A 20976-nucleotide genomic window follows, 5' to 3' on the forward strand; every position below is an offset into this window, starting at 1 on the left:
GTGATTCCTCTCAGAAGTACGTGCGGATCAGGTCGGTCACCGTCTCGTCGTCGTCGACGACGGGGATGACCTGCCATTTGTCGAATGCCGTGCAGGGGTGCGAGATGCCGAAGCACAGCAGGTCGCCGGGGCGGGGCGGGGGCCCGTCGACCTTGACGTAGGCGTGGTGGTCGTTGGTGTCGGTGACGCGCAGGCCGCTCGCCGGGTGGACGGTCCCGTCCCGGCGCCGCAGCCGCAGCGGGACGGGCAGGCCCGCGTCATAGGGGGCCTCCCGTTTGCCCATGCCGACGATCGCGAGACCCGGCTCGGGGACGGACGTGACCTGCGCCCAGATCTCCAACGCCGCGTCCAGGGACCCCGGAATACGGGTGTAGGGGGTCTTCTGCGTGTAGATGCCGTCATCGTGGGTGACATAGGCGCCGCTGCGCAGGATCACGGTCAGCTCGTGCCCCGGCAGCCACGCCCCGGACAGCCGCTCGGCGACCTGGTCGAAGTAGGCGCTTCCGCCCGCGGTGACGATGACATCGCGGGGCAGCAACCCGGTCTTGGACAGTTCGGCGGTGGCGTCGCGGAGCCCGCCGAGGTAGGCGCTCGCGGTGGAGACGTCCGGCAGCCCGCCCTCGTATCCGGCGACCCCGGCGAGTTCGGTGCCGGGCGCGGCGGCCACGGCACGGGCGACGGAGATCAGCTCCTCGACGGTGCGGCAGCCGGTGCGGCCACCGCGATGGCCGAGTTCGACCAGGACCCGGAACGGCCGTTCCCCGGCCGCCGCGGAGATCGTGGCGACGCCCTCGGCGGAGTCGGCGTACAGCAGGAACTCCATGCCGCGGTCGATCTCGCCGCCGAGCCAGCGCAGCGCGGTCGGATCGAGGAGTTCGTTGGCGAGCAGGATGCGGGGCACGCCGAAATTCCGGTAGGCGAGGACCTGGTTCGCGGTCGCGGCGGTGATGCCCCACGCGCCCGCGTCGAGCTGCTCCTGGAACAGGGTCGGCGCCATGGACGTCTTGCCGTGCGGCGCGAACACCAGGTCGTGCGCGGCGCAGAACGAGGCGAGCGCGGCGATGTTGTGGCGCAGCGCCGACCGTCGCGCCACCATCAGCGGCCAGGTGAACGGGCCGTCGAAGAGGAGGTGCCGCGCCGCGGTGAAGTCCTCGAACGAGACGGGAGCGCCGGGCTGCCAGATGCCCTTCGTCCGCCAGTCGACCTGCTCTCCGGGAATGTTCAGGCTGGTCACGGCTGTTTCCCTCCTCGTTTCTCGGAACGGCGACGATGCGGACGGGACGAACCGAGCACCCGGGAGATCTCCTGACCCGTGCGCTCCACCATGGGCCCCACCTCCCGAACCCGGGCGGGGGTGATCCGGGACGCCAGCCCGGACACGCTGAGCGCGCCCACGGCCCGGTCGGTGTGGTCGAAGATCGGTGCGGCGACACAGCGAACCTCGGGTTCGTTCTCCCTGTCGTCCACGGCATACCCCGCGAGGCGGACCCGTTCGAGTTCGGCGGACAACCGGGCCGGGTCGGTGATGGTCCGTTCGGTGCGCGGCTCCATCCCCGCGTCGACGACGGCCTGGAAGTCGTCGTCGCCGAGCCAGGCGAGGATGGCCTTGCCGACGGCCGTCCGGTAGGCGGGCATCCGCATCCCGACCCGCGACGCCATCCGCACGTTGTGCTCGTTCTCGACCTTGTCGATGTAGACGACGTCGGGGCGTTCGTAGACGACGAGGTGGCAGGTCTCCCCGACCATGTGCTGGAGGCGGCGCAGCGGGTCGGCGGCGACGGAGCGCATGTCCAGCGACGACAGGTACGCCTGCCCGAGGCGCAGCGCGCCGTGTCCGAGCCGGAACGAGCCGGTCTCCCGGTCGCGGGTGAGGAGGTCGCCGTCGATGAGCGGCGCGGCGAGCCGCAGCACGGTGCTCTTGCTGATGTCGAGGTCTTCGGCGATCCGGGTCAGCGACACGCCGCGGGTGTCGGCGTTGTCGCGGACGTAGTCGAGCACCGCGAGCGCGCGTCGCAGCGACGACGACTGGTTGCGGGCCGGTGCCTTCGCGCGTGTCTTGGCGGGTGGCGTCGTGGTGGCGGGCGGTGTCTGTTCGGTGCTCGTGTCGTGGCTCACGTTGTGCTCTCCGGAAGCAGTCCGCGGTCGAGGACGTCGCGGGCGGCGGCGAGGTGGCGTCCGCCGCGCGCGAGTGAGATCTCGTGATGGCCGGGTAGCAGGATGTCGACGTCCAGGTCGGCGAGCCGGGTGAGGCTCGCGACGTACTCGGGGATCCGGGTGTCGTGCAGGTTCTGCAACGAGATCCGTCCCCCGGTGAAAACGCAGTCGCCGGAGAACAGCACCCGTCCCTCGGACGCCTCCAGCAGGTAGCAGGTGTGCCCGTCGGCGTGGCCGGGCGTGGCGAGGGCCGTGAGGACGACGCCGCCGCCGAGGTCGATTCGTTCCCCGTCGGCGATGGGACCGACCTCCGGGCACGCCGTGAAGGTGTACTCCGCCGGGTACGCGCCGGCCGCCTTGCCGCGGTCGAGGCTGATCTTCTCCTCCTCGCCGCGCGCGATCCACCGGTCCGCGGGGGACCCGGCGCGGACGGACAGCCCCGGCACCAGCCGCGCCAGCTCCGCGGCGCCGCCCGAGTGGTCGGCGTGCCCGTGGGTGAGCAGCAGGTGACGTTCGCCGGTGGGCCCGGCGGCGGTGATGAGCCGCCGCGCGAGCACCCCGGCGGACGCCCCCGCGCCCGCGTCGATCAGCGCCGAACCCCGTGTGCCGCGCACGAGGTAGACGTGACAGTCCAGCGGGTCGGTCAGGTCGAACCCGGCCGCGCCGCTGCCGACCAGGTCGATGTGCTGCGTGAGCCTCACCGCGGCCTCCCCTCGACGTCCAACGAGCGGACGGTCTCCGTGATGACGCGCGCCGCCAGATCGACCTCGGCGAGCGCGATGGACTCGTCGGCGGAGTGCGCGTGGGAGATCGAGCCGGGGCCGAACACGACCGACGGGATACCGGCGCGGGCGAGCTTGCTGGCGTCGGTGGCGAACGGCATGCCGTGGACGGACGCGTCCCGTCCGGCGGCCGCGAGCGACCGGCAGAGCGCGGCGGGCACCGGGCTCCCTGCGGGCGTGTCGAGGGAGTAGTCGACGGTGAACGGCTCGTCCACCTCGATGTGGCCGGGGATGAGCGCGGTCAGTTCCTCCCGGTCCGCGCGCCACACGTCGAGCGGGTCCTCGCCGGGGAGGGTGCGGCGGTCGATGTCGATCTCGCAGCGGCCGGGCACGGTGTTCGGGCCCTCCCCGCCGCGGATACCGGTAACGCACCGCGTCGCGGACCCGAGCAGCGGATGCGCCGGGACGCCGGGCGGGGTCCGGTTGACATGCCCGATCACGCGGGCCATGAGGGTGACCGCGTTGACGGCCTTGTCCGGACGTGAGCTGTGCCCGGCCGTCCCCAGCGTCCGGACGGTGTACCGCACGACGCCCTTGTGCGCGGTGGCGGCGACGAGCCCGGTCGGCTCACCGACGACGGCGCCGACGACGGACGTGTCGGCGAGGTCGTCGATCAGTCCGAGAACCCCCCGGTAGAGGTGTTCCTCGTCCATGACCCCGGCGAGGACGACCCCGAACGGCGGTGGGCCGTCCTGCGCGAGGTTCGCCAGTGCCAGCATGAACGCCGCCAGCGGCCCCTTCGCGTCGCACGCGCCGCGCCCGTACAGGCGACCGTCCCGGATCGTCCCCGCGAACGGGTCGACGATCATGCCGCCGGTCTCCACGGTGTCGAGATGCGACTCCAGCAGCACGACGCGCGGGTCGCGTCCCGGCAGGGTCGCGACGACGTTGGGACGGCCCGGCAGGACCTCCCGCAGCTCGGCCCGCACGCCACGGGCCGTGAGCCAGTCGCGGACGTACTCCGCGACCGCCGCCTCCCCGATCCCGGACGCGGCGTCGACCGGCCCGCCTCGCGGATTGATACTCGCGATGCCGACCAGTTCCCGCAGCAATTCCCCCGAAGCCGACATCAGGTCCGCCGTTCCCTTGCATAGGCGAGCAGAAGCCCGATGATGAGCAGGCCCAACACGATCTGCCGGACGCCCTCGGACACGTTCCACGAGGCCAGCAGCGCCGTCAGCAGCGTCAACATCAGCGCGCCCGCCACGGTGCCGAGCACGTGCCCGCGTCCGCCGAGAATGGACGTCCCGCCGAGCACGACCGCCGCGATCGACAGCAGCTGGTACGGGTTGCCCATGGTGAGCGAGCTGGTGGAGGTGAACCCGAGCAGCACGAGCCCGGACACCCCGGCGAGCAGCGAACACGCCCCGTAGGCGATGAACGAGGTCCGGGCGAGCGGCACCCCCGACGCGCGGGACGCCCGTTCGCCGTTGCCGAGCGCGAACACGTACCGTCCGATCCGGGAGGCGTGCAGCAGCCACACGGCGACGGCGGTGATGCCGAGCCACAGCAGGAACGCCAGCGGCACCCCGGCGACCCGGTCGTTGGCGAGCGAACCGAGCAGCGACACCTTCGCCGACTTCGGCGACCCGTTGGTGTAGACGAGCAGCGAACCGGCGACGATCGTGCCGGTGGCCAGCGTCATCACCATCGGCGGCACGCGCAGCCAGGTCACCCCGGCGGCGTTGGCGAGCCCGACGACGACGCTCGCCGCGAGCGCCACCACGATGCCCGTCGTCCCGCCCGAACCGGCCGCGACCTGCGCGCACACCACCGCCGACAGCGCCACGACACCCGACACCGACAGGTCGATGCCGCTCATCATGACCACGAGGGTCTGCCCGACGGCGACGATGCCGAGGAACGCGGCCGTCTGCACCAGGTACCGGACGCTGGAGACGCTGTCGAAGCCCTTCGCGAACAGGACCGCGGCGATCCACGTCACGAGCAGGACACCGAACGCCCAGGCGGCGCGGTTGTCCCGCAGCGTGCCCGTCAGACGGCGGGGAAAGGAGGCCGTATGCGGCAGCGCGGTCATCAGTCCGTCCTCTCGCGGGTCGCGAACGTCTTCACGGCGATCGCCACGATCAGCACCGCACCCTGCATGATCAGCTGGTAGAACGGCGACAGCCCGGTGAACAGCAGCAGGTTCGTCAGCAGCCCGATGAGCAGCGCGGCCAGCACGGTGGCGCGCATCTGCCCGATGCCGCCGAAGAAGCTGACCCCCGCAAGCACCGACGCGGCGATGGAGTTCAACGTGTACGGGGCGCCGATCGTCGCGTCACCGGACCCGGTCTGAACGGCCAGGCCGATCCCGGCAAGCCCGACGAACACGCCCGCCAGGGCGTATGCGCCGATCTTGACCTTGCGGACGCCGATGCCGCTGGCGTAGGCGCCGTGCTCGTTGCCGCCGACCGCGTACAGCGACAGCCCGAACCTGGTCGTCCGGACCGTCTTCCACAGCAGCAGCACGACCCCGATCACCACGAACGGCAGCGCCAGCCCGTTCCAGCCGTTGTTGTAGGCCTCGACGAGCCCCGCCGGGACGCTCCCGCCCGGCTTCGGCAACACCACCAGCGTGACGCCGCCCCACAGGAACGACGCGGCCAGTGTCACGATGATCGGTGGTAGTCCCGCGTAGGCGACGAGCACGCCGTTCGCGGCCCCGGTCGACGCTGCCGCGGCCAGCGCCAGGACCGCCGCGACCACGACACCGTCCTCGGCGCGGACGGCGAACACCGCCATCGCGAGCGCCAGCACCGACCCGAGCGACAGGTCGATGCCGCCCGCGAGCATCACGGTGCTCTGCCCCATCGCCGCCAGGATCAGCGGCAGGAACTGCGCGGACAGGATCGTGATCGACGCCGGGGTGAACAGCTCCGAGTCGTAGTGCCGGTACGCGGCCAGCAGCACGACGAGCAGCGCGCCGAGCCCGACGACGTCGAGATTGCCGCGCAGCGCTGTAGCGACGCGGTCAGGCATGCGAACCCGCCCCTTTCCGGGGGGTGTGGGGGGTCGTCCCCCCACCATGACCCGACCCCTTTCGAGGGGCGGTTTCCGCTCCGGTGTCCGTTCCGGTGACGGAGGCGCGGACGAGCCGCTCCTCGGACAGGTCCTCGCCCGCCAGCCGTTCCACGACCGCGCCCTCGTACATGACGGCGACCTCGTCGCACAGGCCGACCAGTTCCATGGTGTCTCCAGAGGTGACCAGCACCGCCATGCCGCCGTCGGCGAGCCTGCGGAGCAGATGGTAGATCTCGCGTTTGGTGCCGACGTCGATGCCGCGGGTCGGCTCCGCCAGCAGCAGGACCCGGGGCTCGGACGGCAACCAGCGGGCCAGTGACACCTTCTGCTGGTTGCCGCCCGACAGCCTCCGGACCTCCTGCTCCGGGCCGGTGACCCGGATCCGCATCCGCTCGACCAGATCGTCGACCAGCGCCGCCTCGGCACCCCGGTCGACGGTGAGAAGCCGCTTCCCCGGGGTGACGACGCCGAGGTTGGTCAGGGACAGGTTCGCGCGGACGTTCTGCGCCACATGCAGGCCCTCGACCTTGCGGTCCTCCGGGACGTAGGCGATCCGGCCGCGGATCGCCTCGCGGGGGGACGCCAGGCGGGCGGGCCGTCCGTCCAGTTCGATCCGCCCGCTGTGCCGGACGAGCCCGAACAGCGCGCGCAGCACGGCCCGCTGCCCCTGACCCTGGAGGCCGCCGAGACCGATGATCCGTCCCGGGTCCAGGTCGAGGTCGACGTTCTCGCAGGCACCGGGGACGGTCAGCCCCCGCACCTTGAGCACGGGCGCGCCGGTGAGAACGGGGATGGTGCTCTCCGCGGCGTCCTTCTCGGCGGCGCTCTTCTCCTCGGCGATCTCCGCCTCGGACGGAATCGCCGCGATCTCCGCGCCGACGGGGCCGCCCTCGCCCGCCTTCGGCGGGAACAGGTCGGACAGCTCCCGGCCGATCATCAGCCGGACGATGTCGTCATGGTCGGTCTCCGCGCGGTCGCGGGTCGCCATGACCTCGCCGTCCTTCAGCACGGTCAGCCGGTCGGAGACGGCGAACAGCTCCGCCATCCGATGGCTCACGATGATCACGGACGAGTCGGCGGCGCGTAGCTCGTCCACGACGGCGAACACGCTCCTGACCTGGTCGTCGTCGAGCGCTGACGTGGCCTCGTCCAGGATCAGCAGCCGTGGCCCCGACGCGAGCGCCTTGGCCAGTTCGACGAGCTGCTGCTGCCCCAGGGGCAGCCGTCCCGCCCTGGTCAGCGGGTCGACGTCCAGCCCGACCCGCTCCAGCAGCGGACGCGCCCGCTTGGCCAGGTCGCGGCGCAGGACCAGCCCGCGCCGCGACGGCCACTGTCCGAGGAACACGTTCTCCGCGACGGTCTGATGCGGGTTGAGGCTGAGCTCCTGGTGCACCGAACCGATCCCGACCTCGCGGGCACGGTGCGGTGACCAGGACCGCAGCGGCTCACCGTCGTACAGCACGCGCCCGGAGTCGGGCGACAGCAGTCCGGTGACCAGCGACAGCACGGTGCTCTTACCCGCGCCGTTCTCGCCGACCAGGGCGAGCACCTCGCCCGCGCGGACGTCGAAGCTCACCTCGTTGAGCACCCGGTTGCCCGCGAACGACTTCGAGACCTTCTCGACGGCCAGGAGCGCCACCGTTACTGACCGATCAGCTTGTCGATCTCGGGCTGCGGCATCGGCTGGATCGGGTACGAGTCGTCCGGCTGGTCCGCCTTGACGTACTGATCCAGGGTGTCGTCGGTGATCTTCGGCAGCGGGACCATGATCTGGTTCGGCACGGTCGCCCCGCCCGCCTTGGCCACCGCCGCCCGCAGCGCGATCACGCCGAGGTAGTTCGGCTGCGCGGTCGACAGGGACGAGAACCCGTTCGCCTTCTGCTCCTTCCAGAGCTTCAGGAACCCGTTGTAGTTCTCGCCCGTGATCGGGACCATCTTCTTCTTCTGCTTGACCAGCGTCTGCAGCGCCGCCGCCGACAGGGCCCCGCCCTGCGAGAACACGCCGTCGATATCGGGGTTCGCCGAGTACGCCGACGCGAACGCCTGGGCCGCGGGCGCCAGGTTGTACTCGCTGTGCACGTTCGCCGCGACCTTGATGTCGGGGAACTTCTTCAGCGCCTCCTGCGCGCCCTGCCAGCGCTCCTCGCTGACCGCGACGCCCGCCGGGCCGTTGAACGCGATGATCTTGCCCTTGCCGCCGAGCTTCTCACCGAGCCACTGCCCCATCATCCGGCCCCACTCCTTCTGGTCGGTGCCGACGCGCACGACCTTCTCGGAGGTGACCAGGCTGTCGAAGTTGGCGACGGTGATGCCCGCGTTGACCGCCTGCTCCATGGCCGGGTTCAGCGCGGTGGACGATCCGGCGTCCACCAGGATCACGTCGTACTTCTGCTGGATCATGGCCCGGATCTGGGCGATCTGCTGGGACGTGTCGCCGTTGGCGTTGAACACCTGATAGTCGGCGATCTTGCCCTCGCCCTTCAGCTTCGCGACATCGTCCTTGATCATCTTGTCGGTCTGCTGCATCCACGACGGGGTGAGGTAGATCGTGGACCAGCCCACCTTCAGGGCCTTGGACTTGCCGCCGCCGTCCCCGGACGACGACTTGTCGCCGGAGTCGACGCCGCACGCGGCGGTGGCGGTCAGAGCGCCGAGCGCCGTAACGGCCACGGCGGCGCGCGTGAACCTACCGATCATGGGGGTGCTCCTCGTGACTGTCCGGGACCCGCTACGGGCCCCGGGCGTTCCGGGCGGGATGTTCGGAGGTCACGCGGGTCACGACACCGTCCGGCGCCGTCCCCGGGGTGAAGCCCGGCGACCAGGGATCCGGACGAACGCGTCCAAACACCTGATTACCGGGCTTTCCCGCCCTTGCCGTGGAGGTTATGACCGTCACCGAGCCTGACGCCAGATTTGCAACACATGATTTTGCATTGCACAACACGCCTCTGACCAGCGCCGATACCGCTTAGAACGCTACCCGCCCCCCACAAACGGCCGGCACGGACCGACAGGGCCGCCGGGCCGCGTCCCGACGTCGACCGCGTTGATCGTCCGGATCACGCTCACGGCTCCGCCGGACTCCTCGGTCGCGTTGCCCGACGCGTCGGCGTGGGCCGGCATCCGGGACGCGCGTCGAACCGCTCGAACCTGCCCGCGGGAGGAAGCCACCGCGTGAGCGCCTCCCGACCGACGAGCGCGCGGTCGGACGGCGCCGCCGACACCCAGGTCCGAGCGGGGACGCAGCCCGTTCACCGAACCGGGACAGGCGGGCCGCCACGATGAGCTCCGGCCTCGTGCGACGAGCCCCGAGGCATACGGGCCACCCCCGGGTCAGGCGACCGGCGTTCCGGTGGCCGCGTCGCGCCGATTCCAGATCCGGTCGGTGAAGTCGGCGATCAGGGGGGCGATCTGCGGCAGGTGGTCTTCGAGGGCGAAGTGGCCGGTGTCGAACAGATGAAGCTCGGCGGCGGGGAGATCACGCAGATACGCGTGGGCGCCGGGCGCCGGGAAGAACGGGTCGCGGGCGCCCCAGGCGATGAGCGTCGGCGGAGTGTGCTCGCGCAGCCAGGCCTGCCAGGCGTCGTAGCGTTCGACGTTGGAGTGGTAGTCGAACGCGAGCGCGACCTGTGCTTCCTTGCGTCCGGGAAGGTCGAGGAAGTGCTGGTCGAGCGTCCAGCCGTCGGGCGCGATCGACTCCGGGTCGGTGACGCCGGTCTCGTACTGGCCGCGCGTGCCGGACGGCGTCAGCAGCGCGCGGATCGTCTCCTCCGCGCCCGGCGTGCCGGGACGCAACGCGATGAACTCGCGGGCCGCGTCCGACAGGCCCTCCTCGTAGGCGTTGCCGTTCTGCACGATCAGGCCCGCGATGCACTCCGGACGCCGCTCGGCGAGCCGGAAGCCGACCGGGACGCCGAAGTCGAACATGTACATCACGAAGCGCTCGAGACCGAGCCCCCGCACGAACCCCTCGGTGACATCGGCGAGCCGGTCGAAGGAGTAGACGAACCCGGCGGGCACCTCGGTGTGCCCGAACCCGGGATAGTCGGGCGCGATCAGCCGGTAGCGGGAGCCGAGCGCATCGATGAGCCGCCGGAACTGGTGCGACGCGGACGGAAAGCCGTGCAGCAGCAGCACGACGGGTGCGTCCGGCCGCTCGGGCAGCGATTCGCGGTAGAAGACGCGGACCCCGTCGACGTCGAGGTGCCGGTGAACGATACGGGCGGCAACAGAAAGCATCCTAATGCCTTTCACTCGATCTGAAGCATTAGCCTAACGCATCATCACCTCCATGTAGCATTAGTCCATGAGTGACCTCGTTCCGCTGATCGGGGAACCGCCCGCCCTGGACCTGGTGAACACCCGCACCGCCGTGGGAGACCTCCTCACCACCACCGACGACCTGCGCACATGGCTGCGCCTGGAGGCCACCCGCTTCCCCCAGGTGGACGCCCTGCGCGCCGACGCCGATCTGGCCGCCATACGCCGACTTCGCGAACACACGTCCCGCCTGATCGACCACGCCCGCCACGGCACGCCACCACCGGCGGACGACCTGAAGGCCCTCAACGAGACGCTGCAGGCCGCCCCCGCCATAACCGAACTGAGCTGGAACGGCTCCGCACTCACCGCGGCCCGCCACCGCATCGGCACACCCGCCGCCCAACTGACGGCCTGGCTCGCCGAGGAGACCGCCGCGCTGCTGACCGACCCGGCCGTCACCAAGATCCGCCAGTGCGAGGCGGACGACTGCGTTCTCCTCTTCCTACCCGCCCACCCGCGCCGCCGCTGGTGCTCCCCCGACCGCTGCGGCAACCGCACCCGCGTAGCCCGCCACTACCACCGCCACAGATCCTGACGAAGACCCGCCCCTAGGCACCGCCGCGAACGCGGCCGTAGTAGCAGGACCGCTTCGACGTGACCTGGCCCCGCGCGCGAACGCGTGACCCACCCGGTGCAGCGATATCGGAGGCGAGCGAAACCGGCGGATCGCGAAGCGACGCGGCGTTCGTCCAGGCCCGGTCACGCAGCGCGAATTGGGCCGGGATTACGAAAAAGCATGGGCCTGCTTCGAGGTGACCTCAGCCCGCGCGCGAGCGCGTGACCCGCCCGGTGCAGCGACCCCGGAGGCGAGCGAAACCGGCGGATCGCGAAGCGACGCGGCGTTTGTCCAGGCCCGGTCACGCAGCGCGAGTTGGGCCGGGATTACGAAAAAGCATGGGCCTGCTTCGAGGTGACCTCAGCCCGCGCGCGAACGCGTTACCCACCCGGTGCAGCGAAGCCGGAGGCGAGCGGAGCCGGGTGGATCGCGAAGCGATGTCGCGTTCGCCCCAGGAACGGTCACGTAGCGAGCCGCTAGGCGAGCGAAGTGGGCCGGTCCTGCTAGAACACAGTGGGGGTGGTTCGGGTGTCTATGCCGATGGTGAGTGCGGCGGTGTAGCCGGTGGCGTCGCCGGTGACGGTGGCCAGTTGGTGGGCGGCCTTGTCCTCTTTGAAGATGAGGTCGGTTTCCAGGGTGATTCCCGCGAGGGTTTGGAGGGATCGCTGGTAGCCCTGCTGTGCGTATACCTTGTCGCAGACGTCCTTCGGTAGGGCGAGTTGCGAGATGGCGATCGTTTTTGTGGCGTCGGTGATGTCGGCTTGGGTGGCGTAGACCTCGAAGTGGACGTGCGGCCAGCGTCCGGGGTAGCAGCCGGGGAAGATGCTGGTGAACTTCACCTTTCCGGAGTCGTCGGCGATCTGCACGCCGCGCAGGAAGTTCTCCTTCTCGACCCCTTCGGAGTACATGGAGTAGGCGCCGTCGCGGTCGCAGTGCCAGACGTAGACGGCCGCTCCCGCGAACGGCGCGGCGTTCTTGGCGAGGTCGGAGATGGTCAGTTCCATCGTCATCGGCACGCCCTCGGCGGTGCCGTTCGCCGTGCCGAAGCTCGATCTGATGTCGCTGCGGATGATGCCGCTCTGCTCCAGGACGTCCGGTCCGTTGGAGCCGTCGCCGGGGTAGGGGCCGGCGGTCTCGTCCGGGATCTCGTTGGATGAGGTGCTCGCCGACGCCGACGCGGAGGACGAAGCGGAGGGTGGGTTGTCGTCGCCGGCGCAGGCCGCCAGGCCGAGGCCGGCCGCTCCGAGACCGAGCAGGCCCAGCATCCGCCGTCGATTCAGCAGGGTGCCGAGGTCGAAGCCGAGTCCCTGGTCGACGAGTTCCTCGTCGGGACGGGCAAGGGCACGGCCCTCGAACTCCGTGCCCTGTTTCCGGCTTCCGTGACGTTCAGCCATACATGCTCCGTTTGCCCTAGCCACTGCGGGTGTGCCCGCCACTGTCCGCAGCATAAGTGCGGAGCATCTTTCCCTGTGCGTCCGGCCGGGGAGGTTTCGATCGAGGTCAGCGCGCCGGGGCGGCACGTTCCGGGGGCGGTCAGAGGAGGCTGGCGCCCCAGACGACGGCGATCGTGTGGGGGTCGCCGGCGGTGTCGGTGAAGGTGAGGGTGGCTCGTCCGGGGAGTCTGAGGAGGGCCTCGCGGAGGGTGAGGGTCACCTGGGTCTCGCCGTTCTCGGGCATGTCGCCCCGGGTCTTGGACAGGACGATGTTGTCGGTCGACGACGTCACCGTCCACTGGACGGGTCCCTGTTTGGCCGAGAGGAAGACGTCGGCGGTCTTCTTGCCGTACAGCTCGACCTTCCCCGGGCCGACGACGAGGACGCCGGGCCGCGCGGGCGGTGGGTCGGACGAGGGCGGTGCCGGGCTGCTCGGATTCTCGGCGGGCTTCTCGGCGGAGGGAGGGGCGACGGGGGATTGGCCGGGGCGATTCGGCGCGCCGCCCGGTCCTGCGGAGCCCGGCCCGCCTTCCGGTCCGCCGCCGGGTGCGCGGGCCGCGGGTCTGCCGTGGCCCGTCCCGTCCTGGGGTGACTCGTGGGTGATGGACGGCTGTGGATCCGTGCGGAACGGCGGCCACGAGAGCGGGTCGCCGTCGATTCCCGTCCCCATGGAGAACACGGCGATGAGCGCGGCGGCGAGCGCGCCCGCCATCGCCCCGCCGGTGAACAGCCACCGCTTCGTGAACGGCGACGGGACGTCCGGCTGGGACGGCAGCCCGGACGGTGTGAGTGTGCCGCCCCGGGCGGCGATGTCGGCGCGGTATCCGGCGAGTTCCGGGTCCGTCGCGGTGTGCATGACGCGGTGGCGGAGCGCCGCGGGGAGGACGGGAGCGGGTGCCCGGCTCAGCAGCGCCGCCGTGGTCACTCGGCTGCGGCGCAGGCAGGCGGGGCAGTCGGCGACGTGTTGTTCCGTGGACGGGTCTGTGGGGGGCGGCTCGTTCGCGTCCGGGGGCCTTCTGCCGCCCGGTGGCTCGGTGGCGGGTGGTGGCTCCGCCTCCTTCTTGGCCGGGGCGCGGGCGGCCAGGACGGCGACGGCCGTGGAGCGCGGCTCCTCCGGGACGTCCTCGGCCTTCGTGGCGGACGCGCAGGCCCGGTCGGCGCGGGAGATCTCCTTGCGCAGCGCCGTCTCGAGGTTCGCCCGCCCGCGGCGGACCCGTGTCGCGGCGCGCCGGGACGACAGGCCGAGCGTCGCGCCGAGGCGGGCGGGACGCAGCCCGTGGCGGAACGCCAGCAGCATGATCTCCTGCTCGGCGGGCGTGAGACGGGCCAGGCAGGCGCGCAGGAGGCCGTGGAGTTCGTCGAAAGGCGGCCAGTCGGGGGCGGGGGCGTCCGGCTCGGCGTCGGTGAGGAGCGGGACGTCGGAGAACTCGGCGTCCCGATCCCAGAAAAGGTGCTTGGCCCGGCCGCGCCGGATGCAGCGGCGGCGGGCCGCCCCGTACAGCCAGGAACTCAGGTACAGGTGGTCACGCATCCGGGGCGCGCGGCGGCACGCGTCGATGAACGTGTCATGGACGATGTCCGCCGCGACTTTCTCATCACCGGACATTGACAGGGCGTAGTCATAAATGCGCTCGCCGTACCGGTCATAGAGTGCCGCGAGGGCCCTGTCGTCGCCGTCGTGCAGTCCCTTGACCAATATCCGGTCGGACGCGTCTGCGTAGGGCGACAACCTGGGCATTCACGCTCCCGGGACCGGCATGGAGTGTCCGTCCACATGGGGATCGTCCGGACAATCGGCTCACCCTACATACACCCAAGAACCCCACTCGCACCACAAGATGCGAGGAAATCACCATTAAGGTGACCTCAGGGTGAGATGTCGCTTCTCTCTGTGATCAACATCGGTGTCATGACTCAGCGTCAGAATCGAGTCAGCCCGGCGGCGTCGGCCCACGGGAAACCGTCCCGGTGGGCCGACGCGATCACGTGGCGTTACTTCAGCTTCCGCCCCGCGGACTGCAGGTTCTCGCATGCCTCGACGACGCGCGCGGCCATCGCGGCCTCGGCCGCCTTGCCCCACGAGCGCGGGTCGTACTGCTTCTTGTTGCCGACCTCGCCGTCGACCTTCAGCACACCGTCGTAATTGCGGAACATGTGGTCGGCGACCGGACGGGTGAACGCGTACTGCGTGTCGGTGTCGATGTTCATCTTGATGACGCCGTACGACACCGCCTCCCGGATCTCCTCCAGCGTGGAACCGGAACCGCCGTGGAAGACCAGGTCGAACGGCCTTTCCTTGCCGTACTTGGCGCCGACCGCGTCCTGGATCTCCTTGAGCACCTCGGGCCGCAGTTTCACCGAACCCGGCTTGTACACGCCGTGCACGTTCCCGAACGTCGCCGCGAGAATGTACCGGCCCTTCTCGCCGACGCCGACGGCCTCGGCGGTGGCGAGCGCGTCGCCCGGCGTCGTGTACAGCTTCTCGTTGATCTCGTTGGCGACGCCGTCCTCCTCGCCGCCGACGACGCCGATCTCCATCTCCATGATGATCCGGGCCTTGGCGCACTCGTCGAGCAGCTCGGCGGCGATCTGCAGGTTCTCGTGCAGTTCGACGGCCGACCCGTCCCACATGTGCGACTGGAACAGCGGCTCCTCACCGCGCGCCACCCGCTCCTGCGAGATCTTGATCAGCGGACGCATGAAGCCGTCCAGCTTGTCCTTCGGGCAGTGGTCGGTGTGCAGGGCGATGTTCACCGGGTACTTGTCGGCCACGACCCGGGCGTACTCGGCCAGCGCGGTCGCGCCCACGACCATGTCCTTGACCGAGGAACCGGACAGGTACTCGGCTCCTCCGGTGGACACCTGCACGATCCCGTCGCTCTCGGCCTCCGCGAAACCGCGCAGCGCGGCGTTCAGCGTCTGGCTGGACGTCACGTTGATCGCGGGGAACGCGAAGCCGTCCTGCTTCGCTCGGTCGAGCATCTCCCCGTAGACCTCGGGCGTTGCGATGGGCATTGGTCAGCGTCCTTTCATACGGAGTGAACCCTCCATCCGGCCTCGCCGCCGGAGCCTCCCTGACACAAGGCCGGAGGTGTTCAGATGTGCCGCCGGGCGAACCAGCGGGCGGTAGCACCCGGACGTCCGCCTACCCAGGGTGAGGGCCCTGGTCACGTCATCCGGGCCGGGCGTGCCGTCCTCGCCCAGTATCCCGCCTAATCGGAGCGTGGGGAAAGGTACGCTCGCTGGGTGGATCTCTTGACCCTGCCTCTGAGCATCACCGAGTGGCTGCACCCGACCGCGTGGCTGGAACTGTTCGGCACCTTCGCGACCATCGGCGTCCTCGCCATCATCTTCGCTGAGACCGGACTGCTGTTCGGTTGCATCCTGCCGGGCGACTCGCTGCTGTTCACGGCGGGGATCCTCACGGCGGTCTCGACCATCAACGGGCAGGAGTTCCAGCCGCTGTCGCTGCCCTGGCTGCTGGTCGGCGGGCCCGTCGCGGCCATCGCCGGAGCCCAGCTCGGGCACTTCCTCGGCGCACGCTACGGACGCAAGCTGTTCGACAGACCCGACTCCAGGATCTTCAAGCACGAGTGGGTGGAGAAGGCCGAGTACTACTTCAACCGGTTCGGCCCGGCGAAGGCGGTCGTTCTGGCGCGGTTCATCCCGATCGTCCGGACGTTCCTCAACCCGCTCGCCGGGATGCTCGGCATGGACACGCGCCGCTTCTTCATCTGGAACTGCATCGGCGCCGTCCTCTGGACGGACAGCCTGTTCCTGATCGGTCACTTCCTCGGCGCCGAGGTGCCCGGTATCGAGCGTTTCATCCTGCCGGGGGTCGCGGTGATCCTCATCCTGTCGGTCATCCCGATCGTCCGGGAAGTCCTGAAGGGCCGCAAAGCGGACCAGGGTCCGAATAAGAATGGCCCCGAAGAGTCACGTCCGTCGCTCAGCGGTGACAGTTATCGCTAACCTCCCCATGTGGGACGTCATCGGTCGGACCCTAGGGGTCTCGCGCGCATACTGATCGCGGCTTTGGCCGTCGCGGCCGCTTTGGCCCTTCTCATCGGCGGCGGCGTGGCCCTGGTCAACGCGGTGACCGGCGAGCCCGAGAAGACCGGCCCGTCGTCGGCGAGTTCACCGTCCATCGAGGACACCCCGTCCGCGGACATCTCGAAGACGCAGGCGACGGTCGTTCCCCTGGTCATCCGGGTGACGGGCCAGGCGACGAACGTCCTGGTCCAGGTCGCCGGGACCCGCGGGAAGATCCTCACCAAGGGCGTCCTCGGCTCGGGCGAGACCCGCCAGTACGAGGTGGCGCCCCTCCAGGTCGTCGCCGCCAACGGCGGAGCGCTCCAGGTCGTCATCTACGGCCAGGTGCAACCCGCCAAGCCGGAGGGCCGCCGCGCCACCTGGTTCGTGAACGCCCGCGACTGAATTTATTGCAGGAACGGCCCACTGCGCTCGCCTTGCGGCTCGCTACGTGACCGTTCCTGGGGCGAACGCGCATCGCTTCGCGATCCGCCCGGCTCCGCTCGCCTTCGGCTTCGCTCCACCGGGCGGGTAACGCGTTCGCGTGCGGGCTGAGGCTGTTTTTATTGCAGGAACGGCCCACTTTGCTCGCCTGGCGGCTCGCTACGTGACCGTTCCTGGGGCGAACGCGGCATCGCTTCGCGATCCGCCCGGCTCCGCTCGCCTCCGGCGTCGCTGCACCGGGCGGGTAACGCGTTCGCGTGCGGGCTGAGGCCACATCGAAACACGCCTGGCCTTTCGCGGTCCCGGCCCGCTTCGGTCACCTGGCGGCCTACTGCGTGACCGCCCATGGGCGGACGCGGGTTCGCTCGGCGATCGGCCCGGCTCCGCTGGCCTGCGGCATCGTTTCAACGCGCGATCACGCGCTCGCGTGCGGGACCGAGGCCACGTTGGGACGCGTGCTAGTCGAGGCCGAGGTCGGCCACGTCGTAGGGGTGGCGGTAGACGAGGCCCTCCTCGGCGATCCGGGCGGCCGCGCCGCGCTCCAGGATCGTCGCGACCGCCACGACCTCCGCGCCCGCCTCCCGCAGCGCCTCCACCGCGGTGAGGACGGAGCCGCCGGTCGTCGAGGTGTCCTCCACGGCGAGCACCCGGCGTCCCGCGACGTCCGGGCCCTCGATGCGGCGCTGCAACCCGTGCGCCTTGCCCTCCTTGCGGACGACGAACGCGTCCAGCTCCCGCCCGCGGGCCGCCGCCGCGTGCAGCATCGCCGTCGCCACCGGGTCGGCGCCGAGCGTGAGCCCGCCGACGGCGTCGTAGTCCAGGTCGGCGGTCTCGTCCAGCATGACCCGTCCCACCAGCGGCGCGGCCGTCCCGGCCAGCGTCACCCGCCGCAGGTCCACATACCAGGACGCCCGGCGCCCCGAGGAGAGCACGAAGTCCCCGTGCACCACGGCCCTGTCCTTGATCATCCGCAGCAGCTCATCACGATCGCTCACGTGAAGACCCTATGCGGCCCCGGGTACGGTGCCCGCATGAGGCCGGGAACCCTGATCCTGCTGCACGAACCGAACGCCACCGCCGCCGCCTGGGGCGATCTGCCCGAGATGCTCCGCTCATACGGCCTGGACGTGATCGCACCGGACGTCCCGGACGCCACCGGCCCCCGCTACATCGCCCGCGCCTCGCTCACCATCACCGCCACCGACCCCGCACCCCCGCTCGCCCTGGCCGCACACGGCGCCGCGGGCCCCCTCCTTCCCGGCATCGCCCTCGCCCAGCGCGCCGCACACCGTCCCATCGCCGCCTACATCTTCATCGACGCCGACCTGCCCCGCCTCGGCCGCCACCCGGACCCCGAGAACGACCTCCCCATGCCCCCAGATTGGCCGGAGGCGCCCTGCGGCTACCTCCGTACCCATAAAGACCGCGCCACCGCCCCCGACCACGACCAGGCGATCAGAGAGGCCCGCCTCCGCGGCTGGCAGACCACCGAACCCGACCCCCCAACCCCCCTCCCCCAATCCCTGAACAACCTCCTCACCTCCCTCTAACCCCACCCACACGACCTGCCGCCACACGTCCCCGCCCACCGCCCCTGGACGACTCACTCTCACGCCACGTGGACCCGAACCTCAGCCACCCCACGGCTCGCGCGCCGGAGGTTGCGTGAATCGTCGACGTGGGTGACTGCGGCGACGCTGCGCACGTCCGGTGCGGGCATGACGGGCCGTACCGGCGGTATGGCGATTGCCTGTGTCGCGACGCGGTTGCAGGGGGTTGGCTTTGCTGTGCTAACGAGGCGCCCTGGCGCTGGAGGTTGCGCGAATCGTCGACGTGGGTGACTGCGGCGACGCTGCGCACGTCCGGTGCGGGCATGCCGGGCCGTGCCGGCGGTATGGCGATCGCCTGTGTCGCGACGCGGTTGCAGGGGCCCTCCTGGGCTAACACGGCCCCTGGGTCGCTTCAGTTTTTGAGGAGGTCGTCCAGGAGGGCGTCGTAGTCGTCTTCGCTGCGGCCCAGGTCTATGCGGGCGCGGTAGCGGAGGCGGAGGAGGGCCTCCAGGCTGTCCTCGGCGATGGCCACGTCGTCGGGGCCGGGGGTGAGGGTGTCGGCCTCGGGGGTGGGCGGTTCGTCCGGGCCGCCGCCGATGCCGGTGCCGACGGCGCGGTCGCGGAGGGCGAGGATGACGTCGGCGCCGCTGGTGGCCCATTCGTGGGCGCCGGTCGCGTCGCCCTGGGCGTAGAGGACCTCGGCCACGGTGCGGTAGACCTCGGGGTCGCGGGGACGGTCCGCGCGGATCTGTTCGACCAGGGCGCGGGCCTCGTCGGCGCGGTCCAATTCGAAGAGCGCGTCGGCCAGGTAGGCGCGTGGGTCGCCGTAGGTCTCGCCGCCGTCCTCCATGGCCTTGCGGTACAGCTCGGCGGCCCTGCGGTGGTCGCCGGCGTGCTGCCACTGCTCGCCCGCGCGCAGCAGGACGTTGGCGCGTGACACTCCGCCCGACACCGACTCGGCCAGCTCGGACAGCCTGCGGGCCGCCGAGATGTGATCGCCGGTGCGCAGGGTGTCGAACTCCAGGTCGTCGAGATCGTCTTCCGTCACATGCGTCACGCTTCAACGCTACCCGTCGTCGCGCGACCGAAGCGGGCGAATCACTGATGATCGTGGAATACCGGTGCGTACCTGTCGGCTCACCTGCGGGAACGTTCGAGGGCGTCCCAGAATCCGCGGCGCAGCGCGTGGCGGACCTCGTCGTGCAGGAGGAAGTCGATCGGGAGTGAGGAGCCTTGCAGGAGGCGTGCCTCCAGGTCGGACGGCATCCGCGGCTTGCGGGCGAGGACGGCCTCCAGCCACAGCGCGGGGGCGTCCCTGGCGACGGACTCGCCGAAGTCCTGGCCTTCCTGGTGGGCGGCCTTGACGGCGTCCGCGAGCGTCGGCGTGCTCTGCTGGACGGGGGCGGGCGAGACCTGCTGCGGACCGGTGTAGGGGCCCTGCGGCTGCATCGTCTGGGGCGGTGGCGGCGGGGACGGCGCCGGTACGGGCGACGGGTTGTACTGCGAGCCTAGGCTCGGTGGCTCCGCGGGGGCCGGGGACTGGGTGGTGGACGGTCCGGGCGCCGACGTCGGTTGCAGCGGGGGCTGCTGTCCGCCGTAGGTCGATCCGCCGGACAGCTGCATCGGGCCGGTCGCGACGCCGGTGTTGCCGGTCGTCCCCGGGTTGAGGGAGCCGGCGCCGCCGCCCATGGCCGGGCCGAGGTCGCGGACGGACGGGGCGCCGGTCGTCGCCGGTGGCCGTCCGCCGATCGGGGACGAGGGCGGAGGTCCGTTGTTGACGGCCGGTTGCAGCGTGCCGAGGGTGGCGCCGTGCCCGTTGGGGCCGTGGCCGTTGGACAGGGGACCCGCTCCGGCGCCGTCGACTCCGGTGAGCAGGTTGACGTAGGAGCGTAGGTGGCCGGAGCCGATTTCGATGAGGTCGTCGCATTCCTGCCGGAGCACGCGGGAGATCGTCCAGTTGCCGTCGACGGCGACGTGCACGACGGTGACGCGGACGCCGAAGTCCTGGGCGTCGGCGACGACCTGGGCGAGGTCCTCGTCGCCGCTGACCAGGACGGCGTCGGTCAGCGCGCCGTTGCGGGCGAGCGTCATCAGGTCGCGGCGGATCTCGGCGTCGACGCCCTCACGGCGACCTGGCCGGATGCGGCCGAGTCTCAGTTTGAGGCCCGGCAGGTCGGCGAGCGCGTCATGTTCGGGGGAGCGGCGGCCCTCGACGGTCGCCTCGTACCAGTAGCACCGCAACAGGGGCATACCGGTGCGTTCCCTGGCCAGCTCGCCGAGGAGTTGGAGGAGGCCACCGAAGTCCCACGAGACGGTCTCGCGATGACGTGTGCCATGCACCGCCATCGCGCCGTCGGCCAGCAGGTAGCCGGCGTCTACGAACAGCGCGCAGCGATCCATGCGACACCGCCCTTCCTCTACACGGGAGTTCACGGCCTGCCCATCCGGCGTAGTGTCCCGGGCCGCCTATAGCGTAGTGAAGCGCGTCAACCCGGTAGACCAATACGGCGATTCGCCACTCTTTCACGGAAAGGCGCCGGTTGGCGATTCTCCTGTAACGAGATCTGTGGCCGCGGCGGACGCTACCAGCCGCGCGGGCTTCGCCCTCGACTTCCCCATGATCTTTACAGGAACAGTCAGGTCCGTGGCCCAGTTCCGGGGTGCGCGCGACCTGGATT

General features: G+C 70.7%; 19 protein-coding genes. 4 read left to right on the forward strand and 15 right to left on the reverse strand.

The window, feature by feature from the left end:
* Positions 1 to 10: 10 nt before the first annotated feature.
* The 9 genes from BZB76_RS04795 to BZB76_RS04840 all read right to left on the reverse strand — a co-directional run bounded on the left by BZB76_RS04795 (position 11) and on the right by BZB76_RS04840 (position 10199).
* On the reverse strand, positions 11 to 1234 hold the full coding sequence (locus BZB76_RS04795; protein WP_121433024.1) for an alanine racemase: 1224 nt from the start codon (positions 1232 to 1234) through the stop codon (positions 11 to 13).
* A complete protein-coding gene (locus BZB76_RS04800) occupies positions 1231 to 2016 on the reverse strand; it encodes an IclR family transcriptional regulator (protein WP_420534765.1) in 786 nt (261 codons plus the stop codon). Before BZB76_RS04800 ends, BZB76_RS04795 begins: the two co-directional genes overlap by 4 nt.
* Before the next feature lie 95 nt (positions 2017 to 2111).
* Positions 2112 to 2855: an MBL fold metallo-hydrolase gene (locus tag BZB76_RS04805; protein WP_121433026.1), complete on the reverse strand. Its 744-nt coding sequence runs from the start codon at positions 2853 to 2855 to the stop codon at positions 2112 to 2114.
* Positions 2852 to 4006 (reverse strand): M20 family metallopeptidase, encoded by a 1155-nt coding sequence (locus tag BZB76_RS04810; RefSeq protein WP_121433027.1) that lies wholly within the window; start codon positions 4004 to 4006, stop codon positions 2852 to 2854. Before BZB76_RS04810 ends, BZB76_RS04805 begins: the two co-directional genes overlap by 4 nt.
* Positions 4006 to 4974, reverse strand: coding sequence for an ABC transporter permease (locus BZB76_RS04815; protein WP_121433028.1), 969 nt, complete (start codon positions 4972 to 4974; stop codon positions 4006 to 4008). The genes BZB76_RS04810 and BZB76_RS04815 overlap by 1 nt, the downstream gene beginning before the upstream one ends.
* Positions 4974 to 5918 carry an ABC transporter permease gene (locus tag BZB76_RS04820; RefSeq protein ID WP_170180508.1) on the reverse strand — a complete coding sequence of 315 codons (945 nt, stop codon included), beginning with the start codon at positions 5916 to 5918 and terminating at the stop codon, positions 4974 to 4976. The genes BZB76_RS04815 and BZB76_RS04820 overlap by 1 nt, the downstream gene beginning before the upstream one ends.
* On the reverse strand, positions 5911 to 7599 hold the full coding sequence (locus BZB76_RS04825; protein WP_121433030.1) for a sugar ABC transporter ATP-binding protein: 1689 nt from the start codon (positions 7597 to 7599) through the stop codon (positions 5911 to 5913). Before BZB76_RS04825 ends, BZB76_RS04820 begins: the two co-directional genes overlap by 8 nt.
* A gap of 2 nt (positions 7600 to 7601) precedes the next feature.
* Positions 7602 to 8657, reverse strand: a complete 1056-nt coding sequence (locus tag BZB76_RS04830) for an ABC transporter substrate-binding protein (RefSeq protein WP_121433031.1) — start codon at positions 8655 to 8657, stop codon at positions 7602 to 7604.
* A 636-nt stretch (positions 8658 to 9293) separates the two neighbouring features.
* Positions 9294 to 10199, reverse strand: a complete 906-nt coding sequence (locus tag BZB76_RS04840) for an alpha/beta fold hydrolase (protein ID WP_121433032.1) — start codon at positions 10197 to 10199, stop codon at positions 9294 to 9296.
* Positions 10200 to 10266: 67 nt separating this feature from the next.
* Between BZB76_RS04840 and BZB76_RS04845 the strand changes: the two genes are divergently transcribed.
* The gene (locus BZB76_RS04845; RefSeq protein WP_121433033.1) at positions 10267 to 10818 is read left to right on the forward strand and encodes a CGNR zinc finger domain-containing protein; all 552 of its coding nucleotides are present in this window, start codon (positions 10267 to 10269) and stop codon (positions 10816 to 10818) included.
* A gap of 524 nt (positions 10819 to 11342) precedes the next feature.
* Here BZB76_RS04845 and BZB76_RS04850 read toward each other — a convergent pair.
* From BZB76_RS04850 to fbaA, 3 genes are all read right to left on the reverse strand, one after another.
* Positions 11343 to 12233, reverse strand: coding sequence for an intradiol ring-cleavage dioxygenase (locus BZB76_RS04850; protein ID WP_121433034.1), 891 nt, complete (start codon positions 12231 to 12233; stop codon positions 11343 to 11345).
* Positions 12234 to 12372: 139 nt separating this feature from the next.
* A complete protein-coding gene (locus BZB76_RS04855) occupies positions 12373 to 14010 on the reverse strand; it encodes an RNA polymerase sigma factor (RefSeq protein ID WP_121433035.1) in 1638 nt (545 codons plus the stop codon).
* A gap of 254 nt (positions 14011 to 14264) precedes the next feature.
* Positions 14265 to 15287 (reverse strand): class II fructose-bisphosphate aldolase, encoded by a 1023-nt coding sequence (fbaA, locus tag BZB76_RS04860; protein WP_121433036.1) that lies wholly within the window; start codon positions 15285 to 15287, stop codon positions 14265 to 14267.
* A gap of 231 nt (positions 15288 to 15518) precedes the next feature.
* On the opposite strand from fbaA, the gene BZB76_RS04865 reads away from it, so the two are divergent.
* Positions 15519 to 16244 carry a DedA family protein gene (locus tag BZB76_RS04865; protein WP_121433037.1) on the forward strand — a complete coding sequence of 242 codons (726 nt, stop codon included), beginning with the start codon at positions 15519 to 15521 and terminating at the stop codon, positions 16242 to 16244.
* Between the two features lie 63 nt (positions 16245 to 16307).
* Positions 16308 to 16709 (forward strand): hypothetical protein, encoded by a 402-nt coding sequence (locus BZB76_RS04870; RefSeq protein ID WP_246006752.1) that lies wholly within the window; start codon positions 16308 to 16310, stop codon positions 16707 to 16709.
* 497 nt (positions 16710 to 17206) lie between these two features.
* Here the strand turns inward: BZB76_RS04870 and pyrE are convergent, their stop codons facing one another.
* Entirely contained in the window at positions 17207 to 17743 is a 537-nt protein-coding gene (gene pyrE, locus BZB76_RS04875; protein ID WP_121433039.1) for an orotate phosphoribosyltransferase, read from the reverse strand.
* Positions 17744 to 17779: 36 nt separating this feature from the next.
* On the opposite strand from pyrE, the gene BZB76_RS04880 reads away from it, so the two are divergent.
* On the forward strand, positions 17780 to 18298 hold the full coding sequence (locus tag BZB76_RS04880; protein ID WP_121433040.1) for a hypothetical protein: 519 nt from the start codon (positions 17780 to 17782) through the stop codon (positions 18296 to 18298).
* 412 nt (positions 18299 to 18710) lie between these two features.
* On the opposite strand, the gene BZB76_RS04885 is transcribed toward BZB76_RS04880, so the two are convergent.
* Both BZB76_RS04885 and BZB76_RS04890 read right to left on the reverse strand, forming a co-directional pair.
* Complete coding sequence (locus tag BZB76_RS04885; protein ID WP_246006753.1) at positions 18711 to 19355, reverse strand: tetratricopeptide repeat protein; 645 nt, start codon at positions 19353 to 19355, stop codon at positions 18711 to 18713.
* Positions 19356 to 19435: 80 nt separating this feature from the next.
* Complete coding sequence (locus BZB76_RS04890; protein WP_121433042.1) at positions 19436 to 20698, reverse strand: NYN domain-containing protein; 1263 nt, start codon at positions 20696 to 20698, stop codon at positions 19436 to 19438.
* Between the last annotated feature and the right edge of the window lie 278 nt (positions 20699 to 20976).

Origin of the sequence: Actinomadura pelletieri DSM 43383 (genome assembly GCF_003634705.1) — a bacterium.
GTDB lineage: Bacteria > Actinomycetota > Actinomycetes > Streptosporangiales > Streptosporangiaceae > Spirillospora > Spirillospora pelletieri.

Excerpts from the sequence above, each read along its gene's own strand:
- BZB76_RS04830 (WP_121433031.1), bottom strand. The coding sequence starts at position 8,657 with ATGATCGGTAGGTTCACGCGCGCCGCCGTGGCCGTTACGGCGCTCGGC.
- BZB76_RS04850 (WP_121433034.1), bottom strand. The coding sequence starts at position 12,233 with ATGGCTGAACGTCACGGAAGCCGGAAACAGGGCACGGAGTTCGAGGGC.
- BZB76_RS04855 (WP_121433035.1), bottom strand. The coding sequence starts at position 14,010 with ATGCCCAGGTTGTCGCCCTACGCAGACGCGTCCGACCGGATATTGGTC.
- BZB76_RS04890 (WP_121433042.1), bottom strand. The coding sequence starts at position 20,698 with ATGGATCGCTGCGCGCTGTTCGTAGACGCCGGCTACCTGCTGGCCGAC.
- fbaA (WP_121433036.1), bottom strand. The coding sequence starts at position 15,287 with ATGCCCATCGCAACGCCCGAGGTCTACGGGGAGATGCTCGACCGAGCG.
- BZB76_RS04880 (WP_121433040.1), top strand. The coding sequence starts at position 17,780 with ATGAGGCCGGGAACCCTGATCCTGCTGCACGAACCGAACGCCACCGCC.
- BZB76_RS04840 (WP_121433032.1), bottom strand. The coding sequence starts at position 10,199 with ATGCTTTCTGTTGCCGCCCGTATCGTTCACCGGCACCTCGACGTCGAC.
- BZB76_RS04810 (WP_121433027.1), bottom strand. The coding sequence starts at position 4,006 with ATGTCGGCTTCGGGGGAATTGCTGCGGGAACTGGTCGGCATCGCGAGT.
- BZB76_RS04820 (WP_170180508.1), bottom strand. The coding sequence starts at position 5,918 with ATGCCTGACCGCGTCGCTACAGCGCTGCGCGGCAATCTCGACGTCGTC.
- BZB76_RS04845 (WP_121433033.1), top strand. The coding sequence starts at position 10,267 with ATGAGTGACCTCGTTCCGCTGATCGGGGAACCGCCCGCCCTGGACCTG.
- BZB76_RS04815 (WP_121433028.1), bottom strand. The coding sequence starts at position 4,974 with ATGACCGCGCTGCCGCATACGGCCTCCTTTCCCCGCCGTCTGACGGGC.